This is a genomic window from Streptomyces sp. NPDC003327, from assembly GCF_053589515.1.
The window spans coordinates 20,937-33,958 of sequence record NZ_JBSFSA010000004.1; the positions used below are offsets into that span (position 1 = coordinate 20,937).

Below are 13,022 nucleotides of genomic sequence, written 5' to 3' on the forward strand. Positions count from 1 at the left end.
GCAACGACTCGATGTCCACCCTCCCTCGCCACGCGTGGACATTCCGTCGATCGTCCGCCCGTCGTCCCGATCCCTACCGTGTCGCCCCAGCCGCACCCCAAGAGCTGTCCTCTCAGCGGCCCTTGACGCCTTCTCACGGTTTCCTACCGGAACGCCCTCCTGAAATGAGTACAGCGCGCCATGAACCCACGCCGTACCACCGCCCTCGCGGCAGCAGCCGTTCTCACCCTCGTCGCCTCGGCGACCGCCTGCGGTTCCGACGAGCCGGCCAAGCCGAGGAACGCGCCCGGCAAGCCCGGTGGCGCCTACTCGGTGGCGCTCACGGAGCCCGACCACCTCCTTCCCGGCCGCACCACCAGCAGCTACTCCCTCCAGGTCCTGCAGGGCCTGTTCGACCCGCCCGCCGCGCTCGACCCCGAGAACGGCAGCGTGAAGCCGCTGGCCGCCGTCTCCTGGACCACCACCGACAACGTCGTGTGGACCATCGCGTTCCGGCCCGGCACCACCTTCCACAACGGCGAGAAGGTCACGGCCGCCAGCTTCGCCGACGCGTGGAACGCCGCCGCCTACGGCCCCAACGCCTGGGACGCCAACTACTACTTCGCCCAGATCAAGGGATACGACGCCCTCAACCCCTCGGAAGAGGGCGCCAAACCCTCCGCGCGCACCCTGTCCGGCCTGAAGGTGCTCGACGAGACCACCCTCCAGGTCACCCTGAAGGCACCCTTCGGACAGTTCCCCATGCTGCTCTCCTTCCCCGCCTTCGCCCCACTGCCCAAGGCGGCCACGGCGAACCCGGACGCGGCCGACGTCGCTCCGATCGGCAACGGCCCCTACCGGATCGACGGCGCCTGGGAGCGCAACCAGAAGATCCGGCTGGCGAAGTTCACCGGCTACCGCGGCCCGCGCAAGCCCATGGCCGACCGCGTCGACTTCAAGATCTACACGAGCCGCGAGACCGCGTTCACCGAACTCCAGGCCGGCAACGTCGACGTCCTGACCACCGTCCCCGCCGCCAACTCGGCGCAGGCCAAACGGCTCTTCGGCGAACGCTTCTCGATCCGGCCCAGCGGCACCATGGACTACCTCGGCCTGCCCGTGAAGGACCCCCGGTTCGCCGACCCCCGCCTGCGCAAGGCCCTCTCCATGGCCATCGACCGCAAGGGCATCACCCAGGCCATCTACAACGGCGTCTACAAGCCCGCCACCTCCCTCGTCGGCGACGTGATCCCAGGGCACCGTTCCGACGCGTGCGGCAAGACCTGTGCCTACGACCCGGCGGCCGCCAAGAAGCTGTTCGAGGAGGCCGGCGGCTTCGACGGCCCGCTGGAGCTCTACTTCTCCAACGCGGACCCCACCTACGAGCAGTGGATGACCTCGGTCGCCAACCAGCTCAAGGACAACCTCGGCATCCAGGACGTCAGGTTCCGCAAGATGGCCCCCGCCGACCTCTCCGCCCTGCTCAACGAAGGAAAGAACAAGGGTCCCTTCCGGCAGAACTGGGTGATCGACTATCCGAGCATCCAGAACTACCTCGACGGGCTCTACTACCCGGGCAACCGCTCGGGCTGGAGCAACAAGGAGTTCGACGCCCTCGTGGCCCAGGGCAACGCCGCACAGGGCCCGCAGGCCATCGCGTCGTACCAGAAGGCGGAGGACATAGCCCTGCGGGAACTGCCGTACATCCCGCTCTGGAACTGGCAGGACCAGTCGGCGTGGAGCGACCGGATCGACAACGTGATCATCGACCCCTACGCCGCCGGCCTGCACCTGGACCGCGTCACCGTCAGCGACTGACGCCGCAACCGACCCTCCGCGGAGCACCCGGTGCCCCGCACAGACCTACCCCTGGGGGCCGTCCGTCGTGTGGAGATTCGTCGTCCGCCGCCTGCTGCACGCCCTGCCCGTACTCCTCGGCACCACCTTCCTCATCTACACGCTCGTCTTCGTCCTGCCCGGCGACCCCATCCAGGGGCTCGCCGGCGACAAACCCGTCCCGCCGGCGGTCCTCGCCGAACTGCGCGCCCGCTACCACCTCGACGACCCCCTGTGGGTGCAGTACACGCAGTACCTCACCGGCCTGCTGACCGGCGACCTCGGCACCACCTTCACCGGCCGCGACGTCTCCGAGCTGCTCGCCGACCGATGGGCCGTCACACTGCGGCTCGGCCTCACCGCCTGGGTCCTGGAAGTCGTCCTCGGCATGGCGCTCGGCGTCTGGGCCGGGCTCCGGAAGGGCAAGTGGGACGACAGCGCCGTCCTGTTCGGCACCACCCTGGTCATCTCCGTGCCGGTCTTCGTCGTCGGGTACCTGGCCCAGCTCGTCCTCGGCGTCCAGCTCGGCTGGCTTCCGGTGGCCGGCACCGAAGGCGGATGGCCGCTCGCCTACCTCCTGCCCGGTCTGGTCCTCGCCTCCTTCGGCCTCGCCTACGTCGCCAGACTCACCCGCAGCTCCCTCATCGAGAACCTGCGGGCCGACTACGTGCGCACCGCCCACTCCAAGGGGCTGAGCCGTCGCCGCGTCGTGGTCAGACACACTCTGCGGAACTCGCTGATCCCCGTCGTCACCTTCCTCGGCCTGGAGCTGGGGGGACTCATGGCCGGCGCGATCGTCACCGAGTACATCTTCAACCTGCCCGGAGTCGGCCAGCAGCTCTTCCAGTCCATCCAGCTGCGCGAAGGGCCCGTCGTCGTGGGCACCACGACGGCCCTCGTGCTCGTCTTCCTGCTCGCGAACCTGCTCGTGGACCTCCTCTACGGGCTGCTCGACCCGAGGATCCGCCATGACTGACACCACCAGGACCCCGGAGGCCGCGGTCCCCACCGCGGAACGACCCGCGGCGCCCGACCAGGCGCGCCCACCGGCCGGGAAGCGGGCGTCCCTCAGCAGGGACGCCTGGCTCGAACTGCGGGCGCGGCCCACCGTGTGGGCCGCCCTGGTCACCCTCCTGCTGATGACGGCGATGGCGCTCGCGCCCGGAGTCCTCACCTCGCTGCTGACCGAAGGGGGAGACCGCTGCGACCTGGCCCACTCCAAACAGGGCCCCTCCGCGGGGCACCCCTTCGGATTCGACCTCCAGGGGTGCGACTACCTCGCCCAGGTCATCCGGGGCACCCGCCCCTCCCTGATCGCCGGCCTCGCCGTGACCGCGGCCTCCCTCATGATCGCCGTCGTGCTCGGACTGCTCTGCGGCTTCTACGGAGGATGGCTCGACGCCCTCGTCTCCCGGGTGACCGACGTCTTCTTCGGCCTCCCCTTCGTGCTCGGCGCGACCGTCATCCTCGTCGCCTTCCCCGACCACGGCCTCGGCGCCATGATCCTCGTCCTGACGGTGCTGGGCTGGACGACCATGACCCGCATCATGCGCTCCCAGGTCATCGCCCTCGCCGGCGCCGACTACGTACGGGCCGCCCGCATGCTCGGAGCCCGGCCCGCTCGCCTCATGGTGCGCCACATCCTCCCCAACGCGATCACCCCGGTCGTCGTCGTCGCCATGCTGAACGTCGGAGCGGTCATCTCGGGCGAGGCGACGCTCGACTTCCTGGGCGTGGGACTCCAGTACCCCGAGGTCTCCTGGGGGCTCCAGCTGAACGCGGCCCAGGCCTTCGTCCTCGACCACCCCCACCTCCTGGTCTTCCCCGCACTCTTCCTGTCGGCGACCGTCCTGAGCTTCATCCTCCTCGGTGATGCCGCACGCGACGCCTTCGACCCCCGGCTGAAATGAGCGCACATGTCCCGTCCCGTACCACCCCTCCTGGAGGTCGAGGACCTCTGCGTCGAGTTCCGCACCCGGCGCGGCACGATCCGGGCGGTGAACGGACTCTCCTACACCCTGCACGAAGGCGAGACGCTCGCCCTGCTCGGTGAGTCCGGCTCGGGCAAGTCCGTCGCGGCGCAGGCCGTCATGGGGCTGCTCGACACCCCGCCGGCGCACATCGCCCGCGGAACCGTCCGGCTGCGCGGCGACGACCTCCTCGCGATGCCCCCGCAGCGCCACCGCGAGGTCCGCGGCACCCGCCTCGCCATGATCTTCCAGGACGCGCTCACCGCCCTCAACCCCGTGCTGACCGTGGGCGACCAGCTGGCCGAGATGTACAGGGTGCACCAGGGCCTGGGGCGCAGGGCCGCCCTCGCGCGCGCCGTCGAGCTCATGGACCGCGTCCGCATCCCGGCCGCCGCGCGCAGGGTCCACGACTACCCCCACCAGTTCTCCGGCGGCATGCGCCAGCGCGTCATGATCGCGACGGCGCTCGCCCTCGACCCGGAAATCGTCATCGCGGACGAGCCCACCACCGCCCTCGACGTCACCGTCCAGGCCCAGATCATGCGCCTGCTCCGACAGCTCCAGGCCGAGACCCGCATGGGCCTGCTGCTGATCACGCACGACCTCGGCGTCGTCGCGGAGGCGGCCGACCGCATCACCGTCATGTACGCCGGCCGCACGGTGGAGTCCGCGCACGCGGAGGACCTCTACGCCCGGCCCGGCCACCCCTACACCCGGGGCCTCCTCGACTCCGTGCCCCGCCTGGACCGCCTGGGCAAGCCGCTCGTCCCCATCACCGGCGCCCCGCCCCCGCCCTCCTCGGTCCCCACCGGATGCGCCTTCCACCCCCGCTGCCCTCGGGCCGAGCCGCGCTGCGCCACCGACGAGCCCGCCTTCCGGACGCTGACAGCCACCGGACACCGCAGTGCCTGCCACTTCGCCGAGGAGGTCCACCATGCCCCCGTCGGCTGAGACCGCTCCGCCGCTCCTCCGGGCCACCGCGCTCACCCGCCACTTCCCGATCACCACGGGCGTGCTCCGGAAACACCGAACCGGGGCGGTCAGAGCGGTCGACGGCGTCGACCTGACCGTCCGCCGCGCCGAGACCCTCGGCATCGTGGGCGAATCGGGATGCGGCAAATCCACCCTCGCCTCCCTCCTCATGGCCCTGGACCGTCCCACCTCGGGGACGGTGGCGATCGAGGGGCAGGACCCCTTCGCCCTCTCCGGCGCCGGCCTGCGCGCGATGCGCCGCCGCGTGCAGATGGTCCTGCAGGACCCGTACACCTCGCTCAACCCGAGGATGACGGCCGGCCAGATCGTCGGAGAGCCCTTCGCCATCCACCCCGCGGCCGTGCCCCGGGCCGACCGCGGCCGCCGCGTCGCCGAACTCCTCGAAACCGTCGGCCTCGACCCCGCCCACCGCGACCGCTACCCGCACCAGTTCTCCGGCGGACAGCGCCAGCGCCTCGGCATCGCACGCGCCCTCGCCCTGGGACCGCGCCTCCTCCTCTGCGACGAGCCGGTGTCCGCCCTCGACGTCTCGGTCCAGGCACAGGTCCTCAACCTGCTCGACGACCTCCGCCGCGAACTGAGCCTTGCCTGCGTCTTCATCTCCCACGACCTCGCGGTCGTCCAGCACCTCTGCGACCGGATCGCGGTCATGTACCTCGGGAAGATCGTGGAGACCGGAACGCGCGAGCAGATCTGCACGAGCCCCCGGCACCCCTACACCCGTGCCCTTTTCGCCGCGGCGCCCGTACCGGACCCGAAGCGGCGCGCGCCCGACGACGCGCTCCTCCTCGAAGGCGACCTGCCGTCCCCCGCCGCGCCGCCGTCCGGGTGCCGCTTCCGGACGCGCTGCCCCCGGGCCCGTGAGCAGTGCCTGACGGAACCGGAACTGCGCGTACGGGACGGAGCCGACCACCCGACCGCCTGTCACTTCCCCGTGGACACCACCGGATGAAGGACGCACGCGTGACGACGAGACGAACGGAGCGCCGCATGACGCACCGCCGAGCGGCGGGACGCGGAGCGGTGCCGTCACGATGCCCCGCGGCGCGCACCGAGCGCGGGACCGGCCCGAAGCGGCCCGGGGCTCCTGGGCGTAAACCCCGGGCCGTTACCATGTGGGCCCCGTCCCGGCACCGGTGTCCGCCTGGGCCCGACCGGAGCCACACCGGAGCTACGAGAGAGCGGCAGGAAGACCGTGACAGGCGAGAACCGAGGGCGAAGCGACGACCCCTGCGAGCCGCAGGCGGTGCTGCACCGCTGGTCGGAGGCCTGCCACTTCACCGACGCCGTCTTCCGGGGGACCGCCTGGTCCGAGGGGGCCCTGCGCCTGCGGAGCGTCGAAGGGCGCGAGACGTACGTCGACCACCACGGCCACGCCAGTCTGGAGTGGGAGTACGCGACCTGCTCCACCGGCTGGCGCGACCTGCCCTTCCCGGCCGAGGAGCTCATCCCGTCGTGGACGGCCCGCACGCCGTCCGGCACCCGGCTGGTGGTGCGGCTGCGCGTCCGCGACGGGGCGGGAGACACCTCGCCCTGGTACGTCATGGCGCACTGGGCCTCGGACGACGACGTGGTGCACCGCACCACCGTGCCCGGTCAGACCGGCCCGTTCGGGACCGCGGACGTCGACGTGTTCGTCGCGGCCCCCGGCCGGCCCGCCGCCGCGTACGAACTGGAGGTCCGGCTCGCGCGCACCCCGGGCGCTCCGCACGGCCCGGCCGTCCGCGCCCTGTACCTCGCCGCTTCGTCCACCCCTCCCGACCACCGCCCGGTGGTCAGCGGCCCCGGCGGGGCCTGGGGCACGGTCCTCGACGTCCCGCGCCGCTCCCAGGAGGTGCACACCGGGCACAGCCCCCAGTGGGACGGCGGCGGAGAGGCCTGGTCGGCACCCGCGTGCACCGCGATGCTCGTCGAGTACTTCGGGCACGGTCCGGACGCCGGCGAGATGGCCTGGATCGACCCCGCCGACACCGCCCCGCAGGTCGACTTCACCGCCCGCGCGGTCTACGACTACGCCTACAAGGGCTGCGGCAACTGGGCGTTCAACGCTGCCTACCCCTCCCGCTACGGGCTCGGCGGGATGGTCACGCGGCTGCGCTCGCTGAGCGAGCTCGAACGCTTCATCCTGGCGGGCATCCCGATCGCCACGGCCCAGAGCTTCCGCATCGGCGAGCTCGCGGGCGCCGGGTACTCACCCGCCGGAAGCATCAAGATCGTCTGCGGTTTCACGCCGGACGGCGACGTCGTCGTCAACGACCCGCTGTCGGCCACCGACGAGGAGGTACGGCGGACCTACCCGCGCGGCGAGTTCGAGCGCGTGTGGCTGGCGGCATCGGGGGGCGGGGGAGTGGTCTACCTCCTCCACCCCGCGGATCTCCCCCTTCCTCCCCCCGTGCCCGGCCTCGACCCCAACTGGTAGCCCCCGCGCCGACGTCGGCCCTCGGCAGCGCCGCCTTCGCCCATACGACGAAACGTCGATGACCCCGCTGCGGGGCGGGACCTTTTGTTGATCGTGCGGCCCCGCGGTGGCTCACTAGCGTGGGGCGCGCGGCCGGTCCTCGGCGGCCTGTCCTGCCCGCCCCACGGGGGCGCGCAGGACAGCCGGCCCGCCCCACGCACGACATCGCTCGGCCCGCACGGCACCGCACGTCCCGCACTCCGCGCACGGCACCGCACGTCCCGCACTCCGCGCACGGCACCGCACGTCCCGCACTCCGCGCACGGCATCGCGCGCCCGCGCCCTCCCCGTACGGCCGGACCGCTCCGTTCCCTCGCGGTTCCCCCGCTCACGACCCGACGCCCCTTCGCACGGCCCCAAGGCGGTAACCCCATGAAGCACGCCCCTCCCACCCCCAGCACGTCACCCGCGTTCCGTGCCTGGGAATCCGACATCCGTGCCGCGGACGTCGCCCGCCAGGACGGCACGCCGGGCTGGGTCTCCCTCGTCGGTGACGACGTGTGGTGGGACGAACCGCGCCCCCACGAGGCCGGCCGCCGCTGCGTCGTGCGCGCGAGGCCGGACGGCCGGGTCGAGGACGTGCTCCCCCCGGGCTTCGACGCCCGCAACGGCCTGCACGAGTACGGCGGCAGGTCCTGGCGCCCCACCGGCACCGGCCTGGTGTTCACCCACTGGAACGACCGGCGCCTGTACCTCCACCACCCGGATGCCCAGGACCCGCCCAGGCCCCTCACGCCCGCCCGCGGGAACGTCACCTACGGGGACCTCTACGTCCCGCCGTCGCGCGAGGAGGTCTGGGCCGTCCGGGAGACGCGCCGCGAGGGGGTGCGCGACGTCGAGCGCGCCCTCGTGGCGGTCTCGCTCGCCACGGGCGCCGAACGGACCGTCGCCGCCACCCATCACTTCATGACCTGCCCCCGTCTCTCCCCGGACGGCCGCCGACTGTCCTGGATCGGTTGGAACCATCCGGCCATGCCGTGGGACGGCACCGAGCTGTGCGTCGCGCCGCTGCTGCGGGACGGCACCGCCGGCACCCACCGCGTGCGCGCCGGCGGCCCCCGGGAGTCGGTGGTCCAGGCCGAGTGGAGGGACGCCGACATCCTCTGGGCGGTCACCGACCCCGACGGATGGTGGACGCTCCACCTCGTGTCCGCGCACGCGGGTTCCGCCCGTCCCGTCACGTACGACGAGGAGGAGTTCGGCGGCGCGCTGTGGAAGCCCGGCGCCACCTGGTTCGCACCGCTCCCCGACGGCCGGGCCGTCGCCGTCCACGGCACGGGCGCCGGGCGCCGCGTCTCCGTCGTGGACCCCGACGCCGGTGCCGGCCTGCCCGTCCTCACCGATCTCGGCCTGCCCTGCACCGACTTCGTCCACAGCATCGACGCCGACGCGAACCGCCTGGTCACCGCCGGGGCGAGCACCCTCCTGCCGTACAGCGTCATCACCGCGGAGCTGCCCGGCCCCGGCCCCGCCGGCCCCCCGGGCGTCCGGGTCCTGTCCAGCCCCAGGACAACGCCGGTCGAGCCCGCCTGGCTGCCCCGCCCCACCGCAAGGGCCTTCCCGCGTCCGGCCGCGACGGCGCCCGGCCTCCCCGAGGCGCCGGTGCACGCGCACACCTACCCGCCCGCCCACCCGCACCGGGCCACGCCCGACGGGGAACGCCCGCCCTGGGTCCTCTTCGTCCACGGCGGCCCCACCGGCGACCACCCCATGGTCTACGACCTGGAGATCGCCTACTTCACCAGCCGCGGCATCGGCGTCGCCACGGTCGACTACGGAGGCTCCGTCGGCTACGGCCGCGCCTACCGCGAGCGTCTCCACGGCGCCTGGGGCGTCGTCGACGTCGACGACTGCGTCACCGTCGCCCACGCCCTGGTCCGCGAAGGACTCGCCGACCCCGGACGCCTCGCGATCCGCGGCGGAAGCGCGGGCGGCTGGACCGCGCTCGCCGCCCTCACGCACACGGACGTCTTCGCGGGCGCCGTCTCCTTCTACGGCATCACCGACCCCGTCACCTGGGCCGCCACCACCCACGACTTCGAATCCCGCTACCTCGACGCGCTGATCGGCCCGCTGCCTGCCGCCGCCGCCCTGTACGCACAGCGCTCCCCGGTCCTCGCCGCGCCGCGCGCCAGCGGCCCCGCCCTGCTCCTGCACGGCCTCGACGACGCCATCGTGGACCCCGCGCAGTCGTCGGCCATGGCCCGCGCACTCCGGGAGGCCGGGCTGCCCCACGAGCACGTCGAGTTCCCCGGGGAACGCCACGGCTGGCGGCGCGCCGAGACGATCCGGGCGGCCCTCGACGCCGAGATCCGTTTCTACGAACGGATCTTCGGCCCGCCGGGCGGCTCCGGCGCGGGGACGACGCCTCCCGCGGCCCCCGCGCCCCGGTCATGACGGCCGCGACCCGGCCCGCCGCGGCCGCGGGAAACCCGCCGGAGCCGGAGCGCACGCACCCGTCTGACCGCACGCACCCGCCGGAGCCGGAGCGCACGTACCCGTCTGACCGCACGCACCCGCCGGAGCCGGACCGCACGTACCCCCCGTTCCTCCGGCGGGGCGACACGGTGGCCCTCGTCGCCCCCGCCGGACCCGTGGACGACCGCGAGACGGCCACGGCCCGCGCCCTGATGGAGAGCTGGGGCCTCAGGCCCCGCACCACTCCCCGGCTCTCCGCGACCCACCACGACTACCTGGCCGGTACCGACGAGACGCGCCTGGCCGACTTCGCGGAGGCGTGGCTCGATCCCGAGGTGCGCGCGGTCCTCTGCGTACGCGGCGGGTACGGTACCCAGCGCATCGCCGACCGCCTCGACCACCGTCGCCTCGCCGCCGCGGGTCCCAAGTTCCTGGTCGGCTCCAGCGACATCACCTGCCTCCACCGAGCCGTGGGGGAGGGGCTCGGACTGGTGACGCTGCACGCCCCCATGCCCGCGTGCCGTCCCGTCCACGACGACGACGCCACCGCCGCGTCCCTGCACGCCGCCCTCTTCGGTCCCTCTCCCCGCTCCTTCGGCCTGGACGGACCCGTCCTCGTGCCGGGGCGCGCCGAGGGCGCCCTCACCGGCGGCAACCTCACCGTGCTCGCCTCGTCGCTCGGGACGGCCACCGCGCCCGTCACCGAGGGCCGGATCCTCCTCCTCGAGGACGTCGGCGAGGAACCGTACCGACTGGACCGGTCCCTGACCCAGCTCCGCCGGGCCGGAGTCCTGCGGCGAGCGGCGGGTGTCGTCCTCGGGGACTTCACCGACTGCGGGCCTCCCGACCAGCTGGACGCCGTGCTGCGCGAGCGCCTGTCCGGCCTCGGCGTCCCTGTGGCGGCCGGGCTCGCCGCCGGACACGGACCACGCCAGCTGACCGTACCCCTGGGGGTCCGCGCCGTACTCGACACGGCCCTGCGCCGCGTCACCCTCCCTCCGCACGAAAGGAACACGGCATGACGCGCGTCCTCGTCTCCGCGGACATGGAAGGCGTCACCGGCGTCACCTGCCCCGACGACGTCGAACCCGGCACCGCCTCCTGGGAGCGCATGCGCCCGCTCCTCACCGGCGACGTCAACGCCGTCGTCGACGGCCTCCTCGCCGGCGGCGCGAGCGAGGTGCTGGTCAACGACGCCCACTACACCCAGCGCAACCTCCTCCTCGAAGCCCTCGACCCGCGGGCCCGCCTGCTCACCGGCCGACACAAGCCGCTCGGCATGATGGCCGGGATCGAGTCGGCCGACGCCGTCGTGTTCCTCGGCTACCACACGGGCGCCGGCGAGCAGGGGGTCCTCTCGCACACGTACCTCGGCACCGGGCTGACCGGCTTCCGCATCGACGGCGAACCGGCCGACGAGGGCCGCATGAACGCGCTGATCGCCGAGGAACACGGCGTCCCCGTCCTCCTCGTGACCGGGGACGACCTCACCTGCCGGGCAGCGGAGACGTGGGCCCCCGACGCCCTCGTGGTGGCGGTCAAGGAGTGCGTCAGCCGGTACGCCGCCGTCTGCCTCCCGCCCGCCCGGAGCGCCGAGCTGCTGCGCGCCCGGGCCGCGGAGGCCACCGCCCGCCTCTCCCGGCAACCCGTCCCGAGCGCCCCGGCGGACGCCGAGCCGGCGCGGAGGCGCGGCGCTCCCGGCGGGCCCCACCGCTTCGAACTCGACTTCCACGCGCCCCATCTGGCGGCGGCGGTGCTCGCCGTCCCCACCGTCGAAGCCAACGGTCCGCGCGGGGTCGCCTTCACCGCGCCGGACGCGACCACCGCCGCGCGCACCTTCAAGGTGTGCACGACCGTCGCCGGCGCGGCGACGGAGGACCATTTCGGCTGACCACCGCAGGCCCGCGCCCCGCACAGCCCCGCGCCCCGCACAGCCCCGCGCCCCGCACCGCCCTGCCCCCTGTACGCACCGCCCGGCACCGCCCCCCGACCGCACCCCCTCGTGGAGCAGCTCGTGACCGCCACCCGACCGCCCGGCCTGCACGACGGATACGCCACCGACGTCGCCGCACTCTGCTCGGACCTCCTGCGCATCGACACCACCAACCCCGGCGACGGGTCGGGGCCCGGCGAGCGCCGGGCCGCCGAGTACGTCGCCGAAGCCCTGGACGCCGCCGGTGTCCGCGCCACCCTCACCGAACCGCGCCCCCGCCGCACCAGCGTCCTCGCCCGGATCGACGGCGAGGACCCCGGCCTGCCCCCGTTGCTCGTCCACGGGCACCTCGACACCGTGCCCGCCGAGCCGCGCGACTGGACCCTGCACCCCCTCTCCGGAGACCTCCACCACGGCTGCCTGTGGGGACGCGGAGCCGTCGACATGAAGGGGACCCTCGCGATGACCCTCGCCCTGGTGCGCGCCTGGGCCCGCACCGGCCGGCGGCCGCGCCGCGACCTGGTGCTCGCCTTCCTCGCGGACGAGGAGTCGACCGGCGCGTACGGCTCACGGCACGTCACGACCGCGCACCGGGACCACTTCACCGGCGTCGAGGAGGCCATCAGCGAGTCCGGCGGCTTCTCGATCACGACGAGGAGCACGTACGCCGGTCCGGACGCGCGCGTGTACCCCGTCGCCGTCGGAGAGCGCGGCACGGCCTGGATGCGGCTCACGGCCCGCGGCACGGCCGGGCACGGCTCGGGCCCCGGAGAGGACAACGCGGTGGCGGAACTGGTCCGTGCGCTCTGCCGGTTGGCCGACCACCGCTGGCCCACGCGCCTCACGCCCGCCGTCGGCGCCCTGCTCGACGCCCTCGACCGGGCCCTCGGCTTCCCCGTCGACCGCACCAGGCTGGAGGAGGAGGCGGGCCGCCTCGGCCAACTGGGAGAGCTGTTCGACTGCACCGTCCGCAACACCGCCCACCCGACCGTTCTCACCGCCGGCGGCAAGGTCAACGTCATCCCCTCGCACGCCCGCGCCGAGGTCGACGGCCGCTTCCTCCCCGGTGAGCGCGACGCCTTCCTGGAGACCGTCGACCGGCTCCTCGGCCCCCATGTGACCCGCGAGTTCATCACCTGCGAAGAGGCCGTCGCCGCCGACCACGAAGGGCCGGCCTTCGGCGCGATGGCCGCTGCGATCCGCAGCCAGGACCCCCACGCGCACCCGGTGCCGTTCATCCAGTCCGGTGGCACCGACGCCAAGGCCTTCGCCCGGATCGGCATCAGCACCTACGGCTTCGCACCTCTCCTCCTCGACCCCTCCCTGCACTACTTCGGCATGTTCCACGGCGTGGACGAGCGCGTGCCCGTGTCCGGCCTCGACTTCGGCGTCCGCGTCCTCCACCGGTTCCTCACCACCTACTGAGCCATGTTCG

At 73.5% G+C, this 13,022-nt stretch carries 10 protein-coding genes; all 10 read left to right on the forward strand.

The features are described 5' to 3' along the window. Positions 1 to 180 precede the first annotated feature (180 nt). The 10 genes from ACWDVG_RS04835 to ACWDVG_RS04880 all read left to right on the forward strand — a co-directional run bounded on the left by ACWDVG_RS04835 (position 181) and on the right by ACWDVG_RS04880 (position 13,012). A complete protein-coding gene (locus tag ACWDVG_RS04835; protein ID WP_451696234.1) occupies positions 181 to 1,797 on the forward strand; it encodes a peptide ABC transporter substrate-binding protein in 1,617 nt (538 codons plus the stop codon). Between the two features lie 67 nt (positions 1,798 to 1,864). After that, positions 1,865 to 2,791, forward strand: a complete 927-nt coding sequence (locus ACWDVG_RS04840) for an ABC transporter permease (RefSeq protein ID WP_451696236.1) — start codon at positions 1,865 to 1,867, stop codon at positions 2,789 to 2,791. Continuing rightward, a complete protein-coding gene (locus tag ACWDVG_RS04845) occupies positions 2,784 to 3,725 on the forward strand; it encodes an ABC transporter permease (protein ID WP_451696238.1) in 942 nt (313 codons plus the stop codon). Before ACWDVG_RS04840 ends, ACWDVG_RS04845 begins: the two co-directional genes overlap by 8 nt. A gap of 6 nt (positions 3,726 to 3,731) precedes the next feature. Continuing rightward, on the forward strand, positions 3,732 to 4,736 hold the full coding sequence (locus tag ACWDVG_RS04850) for an ABC transporter ATP-binding protein (RefSeq protein WP_451696240.1): 1,005 nt from the start codon (positions 3,732 to 3,734) through the stop codon (positions 4,734 to 4,736). Further along, positions 4,720 to 5,730 carry an ABC transporter ATP-binding protein gene (locus ACWDVG_RS04855; protein WP_451696241.1) on the forward strand — a complete coding sequence of 337 codons (1,011 nt, stop codon included), beginning with the start codon at positions 4,720 to 4,722 and terminating at the stop codon, positions 5,728 to 5,730. Before ACWDVG_RS04850 ends, ACWDVG_RS04855 begins: the two co-directional genes overlap by 17 nt. Positions 5,731 to 5,973: 243 nt before the next feature. Beyond that, positions 5,974 to 7,197 (forward strand): C39 family peptidase, encoded by a 1,224-nt coding sequence (locus ACWDVG_RS04860; RefSeq protein WP_451696243.1) that lies wholly within the window; start codon positions 5,974 to 5,976, stop codon positions 7,195 to 7,197. A 411-nt stretch (positions 7,198 to 7,608) separates the two neighbouring features. Continuing rightward, positions 7,609 to 9,633: a prolyl oligopeptidase family serine peptidase gene (locus tag ACWDVG_RS04865; RefSeq protein WP_451696245.1), complete on the forward strand. Its 2,025-nt coding sequence runs from the start codon at positions 7,609 to 7,611 to the stop codon at positions 9,631 to 9,633. Positions 9,634 to 9,803: 170 nt separating this feature from the next. Then, positions 9,804 to 10,676: a S66 peptidase family protein gene (locus ACWDVG_RS04870; RefSeq protein ID WP_451696246.1), complete on the forward strand. Its 873-nt coding sequence runs from the start codon at positions 9,804 to 9,806 to the stop codon at positions 10,674 to 10,676. Further along, positions 10,673 to 11,545, forward strand: coding sequence for a M55 family metallopeptidase (locus ACWDVG_RS04875; RefSeq protein ID WP_451696247.1), 873 nt, complete (start codon positions 10,673 to 10,675; stop codon positions 11,543 to 11,545). Before ACWDVG_RS04870 ends, ACWDVG_RS04875 begins: the two co-directional genes overlap by 4 nt. A 123-nt stretch (positions 11,546 to 11,668) precedes the next feature. Continuing rightward, the gene (locus ACWDVG_RS04880; protein WP_451696249.1) at positions 11,669 to 13,012 is read left to right on the forward strand and encodes a M20/M25/M40 family metallo-hydrolase; all 1,344 of its coding nucleotides are present in this window, start codon (positions 11,669 to 11,671) and stop codon (positions 13,010 to 13,012) included. Positions 13,013 to 13,022: the final 10 nt, after the last annotated feature.